Below are 19732 nucleotides of genomic sequence, written 5' to 3'. Positions count from 1 at the left end.
TTATTTTATTTCATTTTTGACATATTTAGTGTTTTTTATGTCAAAAATGAGGCTTTTATGTATAAGAATTTTAAGCGGGGTGTATGTATTGTGGTTTTAGCGGTTTCCTTAACAGCATGTGGGGGGCGTTTAGAAAAAAATATTGCAACGACAACATTACATGACGGATCAATGAGTTGTGCCGATATTCAACGGGAGTTTTTTGCTAATAAACGTCAGATTAATGATACAATTGCAGAGCGTTCTAAAGCAAGAAATAAGAACGTGGCTTTAGCAGCAGCAAGTGTTGTATTTGTACCTGCTTTGTTTTTTATGGATACTAAATCCAGTGAAAGTAATGAAATTTCGGCTTTAAATAACCGTAATGCTGTTTTGAGTGATCTTGCACGTATGAAACGTTGTAAAATAGTACAGTAATTTTTCTTATTTTATTATACGTAATTTCGTTATCACTATTTTTGGTCTTTAAGGAATATACCTTAAAGACCAAATTTTATTTTAAAAGTAAATTGTATGATATAAATATTATGATGATGTTTTAAAGTAGGGTTTTCTTTTTGGATAAAGGATTTATCTTCTGCATCATATTATCGCATAATATATATTATGGAACTTTATAGAAAAAGTATATCTAGCATCAGCGCTTTGAAGAACGAATCTTTAAAATGAGCTACTTAAGTTAGCTAAGATTGAAAATCGAGCCTGTTATTCTGGCTCGAAAATTTCAATCACAATGTTTTTTTATTTTTTACTCTTTTAAAAAACACCATCACAATTTGTAGTGCTATAAAAGCTAAAAACAATATTCCATGAAATAATGGTACAAATGGCTGATAAATAAAATCGGAATAATATATTGTTATTGCTTCAATCAACGCTGCAATACACCACACAATGATACCCCATAGTGAATACATCCAAAGTCCAACTAAGGCAATAGGATAGAGAATGGCCAATATAGCTGATGCAAATTGCCACTGCCAAGGCATAAGATCAAAACGCCATAGAATACCTGGAAAAACCCCAACAAGGCGTATCCAATAACAAATACCTAGAACTAAGCAAATAAATGCCAAAAACCGTAAGTAACAGTTATAGATTAAATTGATTTTTGAAATCTGTTTGTGAGAATTATTTTTCACAATAATAACTCTTGTTCAACAGGTTGGAAGTAAGAATCTACCATTTCATCTGTCACATTTGAAAGTTTATCTGGTTGCCATTGAGGTCTTTTATCCTTATCGATTAACATAGCACGTATACCTTCATAAAAATCATGTGAATGAATCATATGATACGCTATGCGGTTTTCAATTTTTATACAATCTTCCAACGTTTGAGATGAATTTTGTTTCATTTGTTTCCAGATAACTTTTAAACTTGTCGGAGAACGTGACTGCAAAATATCATAACATTCTTTAGCAAATAAAACATCTTCATTGCTTTTTTTATGTAGCAACTCGAGACATTCTTCTAAGGTATGGGCACTAAAACAAGTGTTAATAATACAACGTATTTCATGACTTGTTTCATAGTCTTTTGTAATTGCTCGCTCGTTTAAAGCTAAAGTAGGATCTCCTTGCTCAATAACAGCTTTTCTAATCATATCGAATTCAGTTTCAGCAACGGCGTGTGTTGCTAATCCTAAATTTAAGCAATCTCCCCACTTTATACGTGCGCCCGTTAATGCAAGATAGATACCAAAATGATTGGGAAGAGATGGTAAGAAAAAACTTGCACCTACATCTGGGAAAAATCCAATCGCACCTTCTGGCATAGCAAAAACTGTATTTTCTGTAACAATTCGATGCGAGCCATAGAGAGAAATACCTACCCCTCCTCCCATCCAAATACCGTTTAAGAAAGAAATGTAGGGCTTTGAAAAATGTTTGATATAAGCATTTAAACTATATTCATTTCTAAAGTATTGACAAGCAGCAGCACTTTTCCCCATATGATAGATTTCTACAACATCTCCACCAGCACAAAAAGCACGCCCTTCCCCTTCAATTAAGACACAAGAAACATTATTATCTGTTTCCCATGTTCTGAGAGCTTTTTTTAAAGCTGAAACCATTCGTTGATTAAGAGCGTTTAATGCTGAAGGACGTGTGAGCTTTATAATACCAGCACGCCCTTCTTTCGTAAAAGAAATATCATCATCTGCTCCAAAATTAATTTGCATCTCACACCCTTCTTAAAACAATTATTTCATTGTTTTTTTATACTTTTTGCCCCAAGTTTAGGAAATATTTGCATGATTGCGCCAATACAATATATATAAATTCCTGTTACCGAAATTCCTATTTTAACCCAATAGGGAGCCTCTAGTTGATAAAAGAAGGCAGAAACACCAAAAAAACACCATAAGAGAAAAATGGGAAAATTAATTCTACGTAAACGAAGGACTCTTACTGGATGAATAAAATAAATTGGCAAAAAAGATATAATCGCCGATAGAACAATAATGATAAAAGTAATCCACTCTCCTGGTCTGACGACAAAAAGCGTAAAAATCATCATATTCCAAACAACAGGAAATCCTTTAAAAAAGTTTTCTTTGGTTTTCATACTAGTATCTGCATAATAAATAGCAGATGAAATAACAATAATTGCACTCAATGAAAATGATAACCCTACCCCCATGAAACCACTTTGATAGAGTGCAAAGGCAGGAATTAAGACATAAGTCACGTAATCAATAATATTATCTAATAGCTCTCCAGACCATGTTGGAAGAACGTACTTAACATCAAGTTTGCGTGCAATTGGTCCATCTATACCATCAACGAGAAGAGCAAGCCCAAGCCAACAGAACATAGCTGTCCATTCTTTTTGAGAGGCTGATATAAGAGAAAGAAACGCTAAAAATGATCCCGAAGCTGTTAGTAAATGAACGGAAAAGGCCTTTGCTTGTGGCATTGTTACTTTTTTATGGCGTAATAATTTAGCATTTGTTTTGATTTTCTTTGTTAATTTACGTTTCAAGGTTTTCTTATCCTCGTTTTTAAAGTCTTCAACCATCTATCAATACGCCATTTTTTAACGATGATATAACTCAGCATTTAAAAAAATCATAAAAAGGTTACTTTTTTATATCGCATTATTTATTACATACTATAATAATAGAAGAGCTTCATATAATAAAAAGAGAGTGATCATTTGGAAATGTTAAAATATTTTCTCAATGAATAAAGGTTCAAACAGTTGTGATCTTTGAAAAAAACGAGCATAAAGATATTGCTGTTATTGGTGCAGGTCCTGTCGGAATGTTAGCTGCGCTGAGTCTTGCACATGAGGGGCTTTCTGTTTTTCTTGTTGGGCCCCCTGCTCATACAGATGAGTTACGAACAACTGCTCTTATGATGCCTGCAATACGCATGCTTCAAAAACTCAATATTTGGGATAATCTTCAACAACATGCAGCTGCTTTATCGTCCATGAGAATTATAGATATAACTTCTAGAATTGTGCATGCTCCTACGGTACATTTTTCTTCTGCTGAAATTGGTGAAAAAGCTTTTGGCTATAATATACCTAATGTAAAATTAAACAGTGCTTTAGTCGATGCTGTTACACATACGCCTAATATTACAAGATTTGTTTCTGCAGCCAAATCTGTTCATCATACAAAAAACCATGTATGTATTACTCTTGCTGATTGTAGAGTCATTCAAACACCACTTGTTGTTGCAGCCGATGGGCGTCACTCTCTTACACGTGCCGCAGCAGGGATAAGTGTCAAACAGTGGAATTATCCACAAAAAGCACTTGTTCTCAACTTTTCTCATGAGTTTTCTCATCAAAATACATCAACTGAATTTCATACAGAACACGGTCCATTTACACAGGTTCCACTACCAGGACGAAGATCTAGTCTTGTATGGGTTGTTCATCCTTCCCTTGCTGAAGAATTATTGAATATAGAACCAAAAACAATTGCAAAAATGATCGAAAACAAAATGCAATCAATGCTTGGAAAGCTAAGCTTAGAAACATCAATTCAAGCATGGCCGCTTTTCGGACTTCTTTCTCATCATTTTGCTGCTAATGGAACAATTTTAGTGGGTGAAGCCGCTCATGTTTTTCCCCCTATTGGGGCACAGGGATTGAATTTAGGATTCCGTGATGTCCAAACTTTAATTGATATTTTACCCAATAAAATATCCAATTCTAACTCTGAAATGATTGTTGCACATTATAACAAATGCCGCAAACCAGATATATTAATCCGAAGTGGAGCTGTTCATACACTGAACTCTGCTCTACTTTCTCATATGTTGCCTGTTCATATCATACGAAGCATTGGGCTTGGTTTGTTGCATAGTTTCCCACCATTACGTAATTTATTTATGCGCGAAGGAATGTATCCCGGTTATGGATTCAAGGAAATTATGCAAATATTTCCAACAAAATCATCAAAACAGCTCTACTAAGCAATAATGAATAATAACGTAAGATAAAAAATAATAAATTGTATTTTGAATCATATCTATTACTGATGTAAAAAAATATTTTTGTTCTTTCTAAGAAGTAACAAATTATATTAAAATAATTAATTATATTTATTGATTTATTTATAATAATAACATGTTTAATTAATATAACTGTAAATTATTTTTTATTAAAAATTATTATATTATTTAGTATGTTGATATGAAATAAGAGAAAACTGAATTATAGACTACAAATTAAATTATAAAGATATCTTGCTAAATCATAGCTGTTAAATTTAGAAATATAAATAAAATGAAAAATAATACCGTTTTGAAAAATTTATTTTATTAAATTAATTTTAATAAGAAAATAAATAAAAACAGTTTTATTTAATCAATATATTTTCAAAAATTTTTATTGTTAAGTATAATATTAAAAATAAAATCATCTTTGGAACCTGTTAGTAACACAGAGGTTAATGAAGTGTTGTTTCAACAAATGGTAACAAGATGACACTAAATAATTTTTTGAAATTAAGTACTTTTTTTATAATGATTGCATGTGTCTCGTTGATAGTCACGACTTCAATAAGTGAAGTTTTTCACCTTCCTTATTGTCAAACCTTTACCTATAGCTCTACTCAAAAGGTCACTAAAATAGGTCAGAACTCATTTACTGCTTCACAAGTTAAAAATTGTCTTATGCAAAATGGTTTTGAGAATATTAAACGATTGCGCTTAGATGACAATGGTATCTGGCGTGCTTTAGTAAAATTTAAAAAGTCCCATTTTTTCGTATCCGTTGACTATTCAGGAACAGTTAGCATTCAAAATGAAAGAAAAGAATATGATTGATTTAAAAACTTACAGCAACGTTTCTTTTCACAGCTGTAAGAAAAAAAAATTAAAAAAGTACTGCCATTCTATTAAAGAATTTTCTTTCATTGGCGGTTTAAATGGTAGCATATCAGGAGCTATCGCGGCAACTCTTGCAGCTTATGGTTATATTGCTCTTCCAGGATTTGGTCCAGTTATCGCAATGGGTATAGGAGTAGCACTTTCTTCCGGAATAATAATAGGAGCACTGATAGGATCAGGAATGGGAGGGAGTGTCGGTATATGCTGTATTTTATTGGGAAATTTATATGAATCATAATAATTTTTTCTCTTATAAATTTCATAATGAATAGAAATTTCTCGTCATTTTTTCTATGAAAAACAATTAAATCATCAACAAATTATATATTCTTTTTTTGATGAAACGATCATCATATTATAAATGAAATAATAGCTAACTTACTAAAATTCCTTATTATACCTCAAAAAGTAGATTTTTTAAAAGCATCTCTTGAAGAAATGTAAGTGAGATATAATTATCCATCCATAAAAGCTGTATTTTTTATAGATCAAAAAATAAAAGTTATGTTCAGAAATATATATAAACACACTTTAATTTATTTGCTCTTTCTAATAACAGCATATTTCTATGTAAATTATTTTTCTTAAAGTTAAATTTAAGACATTTATATAATATATCATTAATATAGATTGTTATTTATAGACAACAATATATTAAAATATAAGTATAAAGGTATTTTATGAAAAAATATTATTATCATTATTGTTTTTTATGGCATTTTTAATTCATAAAAATTCTGCATTAGCACTATCAAAACAAGTAAATATTTATAAATTAGAATATAACAATTCCAAAAAGGCTATTGGTAGCATTAAAATTGAAGAAACCACATACGGTTTGATTTTCATCCCTAATTTATCTACTTTATCAGAAGGAATGCATGGTTTTCATGTACATGTAAATCCTTCATGTGATACAAAAGATGGCATAATTGGTGGAAGCGCAGGTGGACATTATGATCCGGAACATACCGGAAAACATTTAGGACCTTATAATGTCAATGGTCATCTTGGTGATTTACCAGCACTTTATGTTGATAAGCAGGGATATGCCATAATGAGCGTTCTTGCTCCACGATTAAAAAAAATCTCTGAAATTAAAGGGCGCTCTTTAGTCATTCATTTAGGGGCTGATAATCAATCAGATAAACCATTACCGCTTGGCGGAGGTGGTGCACGTTTAGCGTGCGGTATTATTGAAAAATAAAGAGAGTATTGTGGCAGACTGCGACAGTACACACTTCCTTTACCATAAGGTGTGAGAGAAATTTATTTTTTAAATCTATTTCAAGAAATTGAGTAAACTATGTGAATATTTTATAAAATTAATGTTTTTTTGAATGTTTACTTCGGATAACAAAAAGCTTAGTAATCATCAAAACGAACAGCAATGGAAATTAAAGAAATAGTAGTGTAAATTCTCCGTAAGAAGACTTCAATATGAGGAAGTAATATTTTCCATGCTTGATGTAAACAAAGAAAAAAAGTCGAATTTCACCCTCTATAATAGCAAATTTATAATAAATTATAATCATTAAGTCTAGTATCTAATGGAATCACGCTCAATGCACAAAATAGAACAGGCTTAAAACAGAATTTTTACTCTTCCCCTACTCAACCCTACTCATGAGGTACGTGAGAAAAATTTTAATTGATACAATATCAATATGAGATGGTTTGAAAGGATTGAATACTAGGATATTCATTCCCCTCATTTAAGTTTAAAGACTAATTATCATTAGTAAATCAACATATTATACCAATATAATAAGACAAATAAAATAGTTAGAGTAATTTTCATCATTCTGAAAAAAGGCTTTTAAACAATAGAGTCTTTTTAAAAATACTCCTCATAGATACATACGATCCCAATCTAGTGGACGCATCTCACCAGTTTGATAAAATTGACGAATGAGCTTAATATAATCAAGAAAATCTTTGTTTTCCTCCACTAATCTATTAGCTGTATCCCAATCAATATCACTACGTTCTTTGGCAGGAATTAAGATCTCACTCTCGGAAGAGTTTTCCTTATTAAGTCTTATAAATCCAATTCCATGCAAACTTGAAAGCATCCGAAGCTCTTTTAATGTATCAACTCCTTCAATTTCACTAGCAACTAAATAACTCAAATTAGCCCATGAAGAATTACTAACTGTTTGAAAAAATGCTTTTCGTAAATTTGAACGATTGATGAGAATTTTTACTTCAAAAGACCAAAGCTTTGTCTTTTTATCAAAATATTGCAAAACACAGTCTTTTATTTCACGATTCCATTCCTTGCTTAAATCTTGCATCCCTACGAGATCTGGATAAAGCCATTTATTTCCGCCTGCTCCATGTTTATTACGAGAACATTTCTCATTAATGCGCTTGCTATAAACTGCAAGCTCTGACCATAAAAATTTAGATAATAATGGATAAAGATCATGCTCTTTAACAGAGCCATCTTCTGTTCTACTCTTTGCATTGTCCTCTATTGCATCAATTTCAGCACTATCTGTTTGTTCAGTAAAATAATATTGTCGCGGTCGTCCTTCAGTGGTTTTAATTTCTGAATAACGCTTTTGTAACTGAGGGCGTTTTGCCCCTATTTCAGCAACAATTTGCTGAATAAGAGCTGCATCACTATTAAGGGGAGTGATTATTGCCGTTGAATTCTTTTGTTTTTGACGGCATTTTTCTGGGTAATTTTCAAATATCCATTGAGCAATTTCTCGAGCTGTAAACTTTTTTGTCGGGTTTTTCTTTAAAAAATTAAAAACAGTGTTTGTTAAATTTAAAGTCATATGAAAAACTCCCCCTTTTATCCTCTGGGTATTTCATTATATTCAGGCGTTTTAAATGAAAGAACAATAAACTGTTTAAGTTTTTTAAAAAAAGAACATTTATCAAATTACTCAATAAAATTAAAATATTTTTTTTAATTTATGACTATAAACTCAAAGATTTTTTTACATAATGAAAATAAGATTGTACTTTTATAAAAAAGTGTAAATGTGCTACAAATCCCCATACAAAAGCATAATCTTGTATAACTTTTCTATACATTTTTCTTTTTATTTTAACGTCGTTAGAAAAAAGTTAAAAATAATTATTCAAACATTTGATTAAACCTCACACCCGTCAATTAAAAAACTTATGTGTTTTATTTTTGAAGCAAAAAGTTATAAGCTCTCAAGTATAGATTCTGAAATGGTAAACTCTGCACACAAACCTTCAAAACTACTATTTGCTTTAATAGCATCATGGGGAATAAGAACATAATACCATTTTTTATCGCCATAAGTCGCCGCATAGCGCGTTGCATGACAACACCATTGAACTGCAGCTTCTCTCTTTTTTAAAACAATAGGATTTTGCATTTCAGAGGCTTTTTTAGGCTCACAAAGATATTTGGCATCCTTCGTTTCTACAACAAAGTCTGGTTCATAGATTGATCTTTTATCATATTCTATTCTGAAAAAACCTCGAGCGGGTTTCATCCATTTCAAGACTTGTGCATCATCCTCTAATATTTGAGCAAATCGTAATTCCCCTTCTACTGAATCAAACTTTTGTAAAGGATAACAGCATTTTCTAAAGCCGCTGAATACAAGTTTTTTAATATCGCTTTTAATGGCAGGAATATTACGAAAATCAAGAGGAGACGTCCCTTGCGGCAACACATAATGGATAGGTTGTAAAATTGTAAAACCTCGTGTAACTTTAACCGCATAATCTTTTTGCGTTTCCCATTGATGTTCTCTTAATTGCGCAACAATAAAACTAGTAAGCTTGTGCTGATAGTGAATTAATACGTTCTCAACAGCTGTATCATTGGGTAAATAAGATCGGAAATGTTCTACTATCTGACTAGCTAATTTTCGTAATAAGAGCGTATGGTTATCATAATCGACAAAGTCATTATCAATCAAACCACGAATGATGTAGTTTTCAAGATAAGGCTCTTTGACATATTCATTCTTAGATGTGAGAAAAATGCTTTTATGGGTACGCAATTCTCGAATTAAAAGTTCTTTACTAACAGGTTGAAAATTTAAGTTTTCTAAATTTTCCAAATCAAAATCATAAAAACCATAAGTAACATCACGCGAAGGAATGAGTATAATATTTGGAATATCTATTATCAGTTCTGTTAATTGTTTTGTCAGAATTGTCACCACTTTTGATACAAGAGACTTTTGTGATGAAGGCTTAATATTCATAACTTTATTAGCAATTTTTTCTTGTATCTGTGCAGAACAAAGCATTTGAGAACTTGGCAATTTATCATTCTCTTTGATAAGATCCCACGCGATCGCTGCAATATCTTGCTCTTCAGGTGTTAATGTAGGGGAATCTGTATGACGTAATATGATACCTTGTAAATCAGAAGATGCTCCATTTATATCGGAATTACGTATTACCATCGTTTGCATCAATAAAGCTTCTACTTGACTTGGAACTATCACTATATCGGTCTTTTCAAAGGGGATATTCCCTCCTGTTCCAATCTCAATATGCTTTTTTATAATTGAGTTTGGATCGTTTGCACGATCAATAATATCTTGAAAACGATCATGCGCAATAATTGTTAAACGATCAATAGCTTCCACGCCTGTTCTATACCCATAAGGCAAACGCAATCCACGCCCAATTGTTTGCTCTGTTAAAATTTCTGAAGCCGATGCACGCAACGGTACAATAGTATAGAGATTCGTAACATCCCACCCCTCCTTTAATTTATTAACGTGAATAACAATTTCTGTTGAGTCATGAGAATCTTCAATTGCAATCAGCTTTTGAATATTTTGATCTTCTTCTATATTCGACTGTTTTGTATGAATCTCTATAACTTTTCCCTTATAAGCTCCTGCAAAAAAATCATCTGATTCCAATAAATCACGCAATTTCTGTGCATGATTTGTATCTTGAGCGACAACTAAAATAAAAGGCTTAACGAACTTTTTGTTATAATCTTTTGCATAGACAATTAAATCTGCTTTCACAGTTTCATGGGCATGAATTGCATCTTGTAATTTGATATGTTCTAATTGTTCAGATGTATAATTTTGAGGTTGAAAATCTTTACGTGTAGCAACAGCAGGCTCTTTTACAAAACCATCTCTCATAGCCTCTGCAAGTGAATAACTATAGACAACATTTTTAAAATCTACGGGTTTTGCACCTATTGTTTTTGGTGTCGCTGTAAGCTCTATTCCTAAAACAGGTTTTAACTCATTAATTGCTGCCGCACCAGCAGAAGCTCGATAACGATGTGCTTCATCCATTAACAAAACTAAATCAGGAAGATTTGCGAGATAATCAAAATAACTTTCACCAATCGTTTCTTGTAAGCGTTTAATTCGCGGAATACTAGATTTTAGTGCGCCTTTTTTATTATCCGTTGTATTAATTTTAGAAATATTAAAAATATTGATAAAGGCCGTATCTCTATTCTCAAACAAACGCTTTTGTCCTTGAATATGGTGTTCATCAACGCGAATACCTTTACCACTTTCATAATCTTCACCTGTAATAATAACGGGTCTATTGGCAATAAATTCACTCATTCCACTGAAAACATACTTCGGACTTTGGGGACTAAAATCCTGTTTTAACTTTTCATAAATAGTCAAATTTGGCGCTAAAACAAAAAAATGGCGACTATGACCTGTTAAATAAAGATAGCTGATAAAAGCCCCCATAAGTCGCGTTTTCCCAACACCCGTTGCTAAGGCAAAACAAAAAGAGGGAAAATTTCGTTCAAAATCTTGTACAGAAGGATAAAGATTTTTTATCACTTCTAACTCTGCAACCAAATCAGCATTTTTAGAAAGCTCTATATTTTCTAAGATTTTTACCAAAATATTTAAAGATTCACGTTGAGGATCACGCAACGATAAGCGAGCAGAAATCCTTTGTTCAACAGTGTTCATGAAAAACTCCGCTTTTTATATATTATTCAAATAGATCTAATTCTGCTTGCGCAATATCTTTATTTTTGCTGTTTTCTTTTACCACAATCACTGGTTCAAGATTGGCTACATTTAAACTGTAATCGTCCCTTCCCCATTCGCATTTTTCTAATATTGCACGGGGGATTTTAGTGAGTGTCAGATTTTCAAAGGATGCTGATTTTGTATCAAAGGCTGTACCACAAATCAGCAACGTGCGATGAGAGCCTACCTCTTCACTCATTATACGGAGTTGTTCATGGGTCATAGCGCTTGTTGTGACATAAATATAATCTGTTTCGGTTGAATACCCTTGCATCCAATAATGATTTTCATCAGGTGCATAGGTAAATCCCATATGTTTGCACATTGCTTCTGAAAGCATCGCAGCATTATATTCGCGACGAATAATCCATTGTCCCCATGGATCCTTTTGCAACAGAGAAGGTGCAAGGCGATAATAACGGAATCCACCGCCACCTTGCCAATTGACACTTTTGGAAATTCCCCCTTGATCAGTTCCATCAATGACTTGTTTTAAACGAGGGATAATGTGGGTGTGACAATGCTCACCAAGTTCAATCATAATCCACTTCCTTCCCATTTTATGGGCAACAGCACCGGTTGTGCCAGAATCAGCAAAAGAATCCAGTACAAGATCACCGGGATTAGTGGCAAGTTGAATAATGCGTTCCATTAAACGTTCCGGTTTAGGAGTTGTAAAGACACTATCAGAATTGAAGACTTTGGCTTCTTTTTTTGCATCTTGATTATGGCCAACTTCCTGATAAGGCCAAATGGTCATTGAAACCATGCCATTTTTTACTTCTGATAAAAAACGCTTCAAAGAAGGAACATTGCTTCCTGTGGGGCCAAACCAAATACGATTATCATTCAATAATTCAAAGAATTTTTTTTTATTCATAGCCCAACTTCTACCATTAGGAGGCATTACCTTGCGTCCAGAAGGTGTGATGATTTCATAAATATCCTTAGGTGTTACTCTTTTTACAGATAAATCTCCAGATTTCCAAGGACCGCGAGGATCATTATCAGGATTTTTATAGCGCGCATCCATATCGTTTGAACGAGGAAGCAATTGAGGGCGCCAAATCGTTTTGTCTTTGGCATAAACCATTATAAAATCATGATTATCAGAAAGCCATTTTGTATCATTTTGTGGAGCATATTTCTTTTGCCAAATAATATTGTTGATGAAATTTTGGCGACCAAAAATTTCATCCATCATCACTTTAAGATAGGCTTGTTCATCATCATCAATTGATATCCAGATACTTCCATCATCCGCCAGTAAATGATGTAACAATTCTAGCCTGTCTCTCATAAGGCTTAGCCATAGGGAATGCTCCAAACCATCTTCATAATGTTCAAAGGCATTGCCTGTATTATAAGGCGGATCGATATAGATACATTTTACCTTCCCCATATATTCTTGTTCAAGCGCTTTGAGTGCGAGCAAATTGTCACCAAAAATAAGTTTATTATCAAAAATATCTTGGGATGATATTTGATGCGAAGCGTGATAAGATTTTTCAAGATCTTCCAATAAAATACGAGGCTCTAGTTTTGGGCGTTTTTCTTTTCCAATCCAAGTGAGTTCTAGTTTTTGTTTATTATAACTCATGCGATCGTCCTTAAATTTAAACGCTTATGAAAAGTAAACAGCTTATTCATGAATGGCTAAATTAGAGTCTCTTAACAATACTTTTAGTACCATCCGACAGCAATTTGAGCTTCTTCTGACATACAATCAGGTGTCCATGGTGGATCAAAAGTCATAGTGACTTCAACATACGAAACCCCTTCAACTGCACTGACTGCATTTTCTACCCACCCCGGCATTTCACCTGCAACAGGACATCCCGGTGCTGTAAGAGTCATTTCAATTTTTACTGAACGATCATCGTCAATATCAATACGATAAATCAATCCTAGCTCATAAATATCAGCAGGAATCTCTGGATCATAAACTGTTTTGAGAGCAGCAATAATATCATTTGTCATACGATCAATTTCGTCTGCTGGAATTGCTGATATGTAAGATTTTTTATTTTCGCTTACAGTTTCAACGGATTCTGTAGAATGACGCTCTTCAATTGATTCAGCCATTAAAAAATGTCCTTGTTTCTTGCAATGCTTCTACTAATTGATCTATATCCTCTTGAGTGTTATACATGGCTAACGATGCGCGGCAAATAGATGTTAGACCAAAGCGCTGTAATAAAGGCTGTGCACAATGGGTTCCCGCGCGGATTGCAACCCCTTTTCTATCAATAAACATAGCGATATCATGGGCGTGAATCCCTTCAATTGTAAATGATATAATAGCTCCTTTATTGGGAGAATGACCATAAATACGCAATGACTCAACCATTTTAAGTTTTTCCTGCGCATAAGCTAAAAGGGACCTCTCATGGGCATGAATCGTGCTACGACCTTTCTCTTGTATATAATCAATAGCCGCAGTTAATCCAATAGCTTCAACGATAGGAGGAGTGCCTGCTTCAAAACGGTAAGGAGGAGCATTATAAAAAACCTTATCGGTTGTTACCTCCTCGATCATTTCCCCTCCCCCTTGAAAAGGACGCATTTCTTCTAACCTATCTTCTTTACCATACAAAACACCAATACCAGTGGGTCCATAAAGCTTATGACCTGTAAAGACATACCAATCACAATTGAGATCTTGCACATCAACGGTTAAATGTACTGCTCCTTGAGAACCATCAACAAGAACCGGAATAGAATTTTGATGTGCTAGTTTAATAATCTCTTTAACAGGAGGCACAGTTCCTAATATATTGGACATATGCGTTATAGCAACAAGCCGCGTTTTTTCGCTTAAAGCCTTTTGGAAATCTTCAATGTGCAGAACACCATTTTCATCGACAGGAACAAAAATAAGTTTAACACCTTTTTGTTCACGGAGAAAATGCCAAGGAATAATATTTGAATGATGTTCCATGATCGTTAGAACAATCTCATCACCTTCCTTGAGTTTTGGCATCGCCCAACCATAAGCAACAGTATTAATAGCTTCTGTTGCATTTTTCGTAAAAACAATTTCTTCAGCTTTTTGAGCATTTAGAAAAACACGAACGGTTTCACGAGAATTTTCATAGGATTGTGTTGCTATATTGGCTAAAAAATACATTCCCCTATGCACATTAGCATAACTATAGTGATAATAATTATTCATTGCATTGAGTACTGACATTGGTTTTTGGGCAGAAGCACTACTATCAAGATATGCTAATCGCTTTCCATAAACTTGATGGTGCAAAATAGGAAAATCACGCCGAATTTCTTCGACATTATAAGTAAATGTTTGTACGTTATTTTCCATTTTTTCTACCTTAAACATTTTTTTCAAGCCATTTACTAATGATATTCTCCAAAACGATTTGAATATTATCTTGCTTGATGTCATCAATGAGCTCAGAGATAAATCCTTTAATCAAAAGTGCTCGCGCCGTTTTAAATGGGATACCACGTGTCATAAGATAAAAAAGATAATCATGATTAATATTAGCAACTGTTGCACCATGACCACATGCAACATCATCAGCAAAAATCTCCAGTTCAGGCTTTGCATTAAATTCTGCATCATCTGAAAGAATAAGGCTATTACAAGCCATGCGTGCATCTGTTTTTTGCGCTTTTTGAGAAACACGTATTATTCCTTGGAAAACACCAACAGCCTTATCTGTAACCACATTGCGTATAATTTCGGTTGATGTTGATTTTTCTTCCACGTGACGAACAGTCATTGTAAGATCACTATGTGTTTGTCCTGATAATAAATTTATGACGCGTAATTGAAAATCAGATTCTTCTCCCTGTAATTCAATATCGATTTCTTGGCGATTTAATTGACTCCCTATATTAATGACATAAAGTGATAACTTCGCTCTTTGATCAAGAACAGCACAAAATCGACCAAATTGTGTAGAATTAAAATCACGATTGCGAATGAGAATCCACGTAACATCACTATCAGCAGCAACATTTAATGAAAATATTGAACTGACAAAGGTATCTTTATCATTGCCAACCTGATGTTCAATAAACATAACTTGACTATTTTTATCAACTTTTATATCCGAAAAAATATGAGATTGTCCCCCCATTTGTATATTTTGTAATTCAATGGGGATATTTAACTTTGTATTTTCAGGGATGTGAAAAAGCCAACCATCTGTAACAAAAGCTGTATTTAACTGTCCAATAAAATCTTCATCAGAAATGTTTTGATTTATCTGTACAGAATTATCTTCTAATGCGTCTGAAAGGCGTTTTACTGCAATGTTGTCTACCTTTGACTCTATCGATGTTTTTCCATTGTTTATGGAGAAAACAGCACTTTCTGAAAGCAATGCATCAACCAATTGATTGTCTTGAACTTTTGAAAAATTGCTAATAGACTTCAGTAAGGTACGCAGATTGGTATAATGCCAACTTTCGATTTTACGGGAAGGAAGCCGTGTCGTTTGAAACTGCTCAATAGTTTTCTTGCGGATTTCCTGTACAGCTTTATCACCAGGTAAGTGGTTTACATACTGATTAAAATTACTGAGTATATTTTCTTCAACCGCTAACAAGTTTTGCTGTGCATTCATATTTAATAACCTCAAACCGCTTCCCTAATAAGATCAGCATACCCATTTTCCTCTAAATAAAGCGCTAAGGATTTATCACCGCTTTTGATAATTTGTCCTTTATAAAGAACATGTACCGTATCAGGAATAATATAATTAAGCAGCCGTTGATAATGGGTAATCACCAAAAATGAACGTTTTGAATCCCGAAGTTTATTAACACCATCTGCAACAATTTTTAGTGCATCAATATCTAAGCCAGAATCCGTTTCATCTAAAATGCAAAGTGTAGGTTCAAGAAGTGCCATTTGTAAAATTTCAGCGCGTTTTTTTTCTCCACCTGAAAAACCTACATTTAATGGACGCTTTAGCATATCCATATCTATTTCAAGTTTGGCTGAAACTTCTTTAACACATTTTATAAATTCAGGAATTTTAAGTTCTTCGTCACCTCGCGCTTTGCGTTGAGAATTCATCGCAACTTTTAAAAATTCCATTGTTGCTACCCCTGGTATTTCCATTGGATATTGAAATGCAAGAAAAACACCATATGCAGCACGTTCTGCTGGATCCATTTCTAAAAGTGATTGTCCATTATAGAGAATATCTCCTTCTGTTATTTCATAATCATCACGACCAGCAAGCAAATAAGATAAAGTTGATTTTCCGGCTCCATTTTGTCCCATGATAGCGGCAACTTCTCCATCTTGAACTGTCAAGTTTAAACCACGAATAATTTCTGTATCGGTTTCAGCAATACGGGCGTGCAAATTTTTGATCTCTAACATAATTTAATCCTGTTTTGGCTGTTTTTCAGATATCAATGCGTATTATTTTACCTTAGCATCCATCTACTTTTGTAATTACCATAGAGGTCATTTTTAGCATTATGTGCTACCGTTACAGCCTTTTTACATAAAGTCTTCTATTTATCTAATTAAATAAAATTATCCAACACTACCTTCAAGGCTAATACTAATAAGCTTTTGTGCTTCGACAGCAAATTCCATGGGAAGTTTTTGAATGACCTCTTTTACAAAACCATTTACAATTAATGCGATAGCTTCTTCTTCGGGAATTCCTCTTTGCATAACATAAAAAAGTTGGTCATCAGAAATTTTTGATGTTGTGGCTTCATGTTCAAACTGAGCTGTTGCATTTTTTGCTTCAATATAAGGAACTGTATGCGCACCACAATCATTCCCGATTAACAAACTATCACATTGCGTAAAGTTACGCGCATTTTGTGCTTTTCGATGCGCTGTGACTTGTCCTCGATACGTGTTATTTGAAAAACCTGCAGAAATACCTTTGGAAATAATGCGACTGGAAGTATTTTTTCCCAAATGAATCATTTTTGTACCGGAATCAATTTGTTGATAACCGTTTGCAACGGCAATAGAATAAAATTCTCCACGCGCATTATTACCACGGAGTAAGCAGGATGGATATTTCCAAGTAATCGCAGAACCAGTCTCAACTTGTGTCCATGAAATTTTAGAGCTATCACCTCGACAATCTCCACGCTTCGTCACAAAATTATAAATACCGCCCTTTCCATCTTTATCGCCAGGATACCAGTTTTGTACTGTAGAATATTTAATCTCTGCATTTTCAAGGGCAATAAGCTCAACAACAGCAGCATGAAGTTGGTTTTCATCACGTTGGGGTGCTGTACACCCTTCAAGATAAGAAACATAGGAATCTTCAGCGGCGATAATCAATGTTCGTTCAAATTGGCCAGTGTTGCGTTCATTAATCCTAAAATAAGTTGAAAGCTCCATAGGACAACGAACCCCTTTAGGAATATAAACAAATGAACCATCTGTAAAGACAGCTGCATTTAAGGCCGCATAATAATTATCACTTATAGGTACAACTGTTCCTAAATATTCTTTAATAAGCTCAGAATGTTCAATAATCGCCTCTGAAATAGAACAAAAAATCACACCAGCACGTGCCAGCTCTTTTTTGAATGTTGTTACAACAGAAACAGAATCAAAGACTGCATCAACAGCCACCTGCCCCGATACAGACATACTGTCATCAAAAGTGGAGGGATCAGACTGTTTTCTTACTCCTGCCAAAATCTCTTGTTCTTTAAGGGGAATGCCAAGTTTTTCGTACGTTGCTAATAACTCAGGATCCACTTCATCCAAAGATTTTGGTCCTGTATGATTTTTTGGAGCAGCATAATAATAAAGCTCCTGAAAATCAATTTTAGGATATTCAAGACGCGCCCAATGAGGCTCTTGCATTGTCAGCCAACGGCGGTAAGCTTTTAAGCGCCATGTTAGCATCCATTCAGGCTCATTTTTTTTAGCGGAAATAAATTTGATAATATCCTCATTTAAGCCTTTTGGAGCTTTATCGGTTTCAATATTGGTTTCAAAACCATATTTATATTGGTCAACATCTATTTCACGTACTTGGCGTATCGTTTCTTGTACTGCCGGCATAAATTTTCTCCATTTTTTGGCGTCAAAAACCGGTAACTAAAGTCTTGTTTTTTACAAGATTAAAGTAAGCAAGTTATCTCCTAGGCTATAGGTAAAGCGCAAAAATTTCAATCAAACTTATTTTATTTTTAAAATAATTCTAATTTTTATAACTTTCTGATGATAAATCTTCCCCTTTTTTCCTGCTTATAATTTGAGAAAAAAACGACAGAAAATCATCAATATCTTCAGAAGTTGTGCCACGCCCTAGCGAAATGCGAATGGCACCATTTGGAACATGATACCCCATTGCCTCCAACACTTTGCTTTGTTTTACTTTTCCCGAAGAACAGGCAGAGCCGGATGATAAAGAAAACCCTTCTAAATCAAAAGCAATTTGCATCGTTTCAGCTTTTATATTTTTCACGGTAAAGTAAGTTGTATTTGGCAAACGTTGAACTCTTTTGCCAAAAATCTCAACATTTTTACTTATTTTTTGTAGTCCAGCTTCTAATTTATTGCGTAAATATATTAACTGTTTTATTTCCTCCTGTGTGAAGCAATCAGTCATTGCTGCCCCAAAAGCAGCAATAAGGGGCAATGCTTCTGTTCCTCCACGGAGACCTTTTTCTTGTCCTCCTCCAATAATAAGAGGGTGTGGCATGAGAAGATTACCACATGAAACAAAAGCACCAATTCCTTTAGGACCGCCAATTTTATGGGCAGACAGTATAAAAAAGTCTCCTCCTAACTGATGAATATCCACAAAATTTTTATCTACATATTGTGTCAAATCAACTATAAGAGTGCCTCCTAAATCCCGAACAATAGCGGCGATTTCTGTTAACGGTTGAATAACACCCGTTTCACTATTTGCAGCTTGAATAGCAACAAGAGGTAAACCTTTTGTTTTATCGTGAACCGTTAAGAGTGATGTTAATTTATCTTGTTGTATGAGCCCATCTTGATCAACATCAATGACGCTTATCAATTCTTTAGAAAAACGTCCTCCCTCTGCAACAGAGGGATGTTCAGTCGCTCCAAGGTAAAGATGAGAAAATTTAACTTTTGCTTTCCCCATATTGTAAAAAGGTGTTAACAAAGTCATTGCGGCTTCACTCGCACCAGAGGTAAATACCACGTGATCTGGATCTGTTTTAAGATTTTCAGCGATTTGCCGACGGGACTTTTGCAACAAAGTTTTAGCGGCACGCCCTTCCTTATGAACCGATGATGGATTACCAAATATCTCTAAAGATTCCAGTAACGCTATCCGTGCCACTTTTTTGAGCGGTGTTGTTGCGTTATGATCAAAATATCGGCGTTTTATAACCATTTTACATCGCTATCATTAATCTTATGAATTGATTGAAAAAATAGCG

General features: G+C 34.0%; 17 protein-coding genes. 5 read left to right on the top strand and 12 right to left on the bottom strand.

Translation table 11 applies throughout. The features are described 5' to 3' along the window. Window positions 1-57: 57 nt before the first annotated feature. A complete protein-coding gene (locus tag ACFIKX_RS08235; protein ID WP_273791051.1) occupies window positions 58-417 on the top strand; it encodes a hypothetical protein in 360 nt (119 codons plus the stop codon). Window positions 418-728: 311 nt separating this feature from the next. Here ACFIKX_RS08235 and ACFIKX_RS08230 read toward each other — a convergent pair whose 3' ends face one another. Genes ACFIKX_RS08230 through pcsA form a run of 3 tightly spaced genes read right to left on the bottom strand, consistent with a single transcriptional unit; the run spans window position 729 to window position 3024 of the window. Then, window positions 729-1142 (bottom strand): DUF6163 family protein, encoded by a 414-nt coding sequence (locus ACFIKX_RS08230; RefSeq protein WP_375628115.1) that lies wholly within the window; start codon window positions 1140-1142, stop codon window positions 729-731. Then, window positions 1139-2185, bottom strand: coding sequence for an enoyl-CoA hydratase/isomerase family protein (locus ACFIKX_RS08225; protein ID WP_375628113.1), 1047 nt, complete (start codon window positions 2183-2185; stop codon window positions 1139-1141). The genes ACFIKX_RS08230 and ACFIKX_RS08225 overlap by 4 nt, the downstream gene beginning before the upstream one ends. 26 nt (window positions 2186-2211) lie before the next feature. After that, a complete protein-coding gene (gene pcsA, locus ACFIKX_RS08220; RefSeq protein WP_375621252.1) occupies window positions 2212-3024 on the bottom strand; it encodes a phosphatidylcholine synthase in 813 nt (270 codons plus the stop codon). A 185-nt stretch (window positions 3025-3209) separates the two neighbouring features. On the opposite strand from pcsA, the gene ACFIKX_RS08215 reads away from it, so the two are divergent. The 4 genes from ACFIKX_RS08215 to sodC all read left to right on the top strand — a co-directional run bounded on the left by ACFIKX_RS08215 (window position 3210) and on the right by sodC (window position 6561). Next, a complete protein-coding gene (locus ACFIKX_RS08215; protein ID WP_375628111.1) occupies window positions 3210-4436 on the top strand; it encodes a UbiH/UbiF family hydroxylase in 1227 nt (408 codons plus the stop codon). Window positions 4437-4946: 510 nt separating this feature from the next. Then, window positions 4947-5291 (top strand): hypothetical protein, encoded by a 345-nt coding sequence (locus ACFIKX_RS08210; protein ID WP_375611907.1) that lies wholly within the window; start codon window positions 4947-4949, stop codon window positions 5289-5291. Beyond that, window positions 5284-5592, top strand: a complete 309-nt coding sequence (locus ACFIKX_RS08205; RefSeq protein ID WP_375611906.1) for a hypothetical protein — start codon at window positions 5284-5286, stop codon at window positions 5590-5592. The genes ACFIKX_RS08210 and ACFIKX_RS08205 overlap by 8 nt, the downstream gene beginning before the upstream one ends. A gap of 474 nt (window positions 5593-6066) precedes the next feature. Then, on the top strand, window positions 6067-6561 hold the full coding sequence (sodC, locus tag ACFIKX_RS08200; RefSeq protein ID WP_375628108.1) for a superoxide dismutase [Cu-Zn] SodC: 495 nt from the start codon (window positions 6067-6069) through the stop codon (window positions 6559-6561). A 643-nt stretch (window positions 6562-7204) separates the two neighbouring features. Here sodC and ACFIKX_RS08195 read toward each other — a convergent pair. From ACFIKX_RS08195 to ACFIKX_RS08155, 9 genes are all read right to left on the bottom strand, one after another. Next, a complete protein-coding gene (locus ACFIKX_RS08195) occupies window positions 7205-8143 on the bottom strand; it encodes a COG2958 family protein (RefSeq protein WP_375628106.1) in 939 nt (312 codons plus the stop codon). A 378-nt stretch (window positions 8144-8521) separates the two neighbouring features. Then, window positions 8522-11275: a DEAD/DEAH box helicase gene (locus ACFIKX_RS08190; RefSeq protein WP_375628104.1), complete on the bottom strand. Its 2754-nt coding sequence runs from the start codon at window positions 11273-11275 to the stop codon at window positions 8522-8524. A gap of 22 nt (window positions 11276-11297) precedes the next feature. Next, on the bottom strand, window positions 11298-12938 hold the full coding sequence (locus ACFIKX_RS08185) for a site-specific DNA-methyltransferase (protein WP_375628102.1): 1641 nt from the start codon (window positions 12936-12938) through the stop codon (window positions 11298-11300). 83 nt (window positions 12939-13021) lie between these two features. Next, complete coding sequence (locus ACFIKX_RS08180) at window positions 13022-13423, bottom strand: SUF system Fe-S cluster assembly protein (protein WP_375628101.1); 402 nt, start codon at window positions 13421-13423, stop codon at window positions 13022-13024. Next, window positions 13416-14660 (bottom strand): cysteine desulfurase, encoded by a 1245-nt coding sequence (locus ACFIKX_RS08175; protein WP_375628099.1) that lies wholly within the window; start codon window positions 14658-14660, stop codon window positions 13416-13418. Before ACFIKX_RS08175 ends, ACFIKX_RS08180 begins: the two co-directional genes overlap by 8 nt. Before the next feature lie 10 nt (window positions 14661-14670). Next, window positions 14671-15933 (bottom strand): Fe-S cluster assembly protein SufD, encoded by a 1263-nt coding sequence (gene sufD / locus ACFIKX_RS08170; protein ID WP_375611953.1) that lies wholly within the window; start codon window positions 15931-15933, stop codon window positions 14671-14673. Between the two features lie 11 nt (window positions 15934-15944). After that, window positions 15945-16700: a Fe-S cluster assembly ATPase SufC gene (sufC, locus tag ACFIKX_RS08165; RefSeq protein WP_375613438.1), complete on the bottom strand. Its 756-nt coding sequence runs from the start codon at window positions 16698-16700 to the stop codon at window positions 15945-15947. A gap of 159 nt (window positions 16701-16859) precedes the next feature. Next, window positions 16860-18371, bottom strand: a complete 1512-nt coding sequence (gene sufB / locus ACFIKX_RS08160) for a Fe-S cluster assembly protein SufB (protein WP_375613439.1) — start codon at window positions 18369-18371, stop codon at window positions 16860-16862. Window positions 18372-18510: 139 nt separating this feature from the next. Then, entirely contained in the window at window positions 18511-19686 is a 1176-nt protein-coding gene (locus tag ACFIKX_RS08155; protein WP_375628096.1) for a cysteine desulfurase family protein, read from the bottom strand. Window positions 19687-19732 lie beyond the last annotated feature (46 nt).

The organism is Bartonella sp. CM86QHHN, from assembly GCF_042194695.1.
Classification (GTDB): domain Bacteria; phylum Pseudomonadota; class Alphaproteobacteria; order Rhizobiales; family Rhizobiaceae; genus Bartonella.
This window is presented reverse-complemented; position numbering and strand designations above follow the sequence as displayed.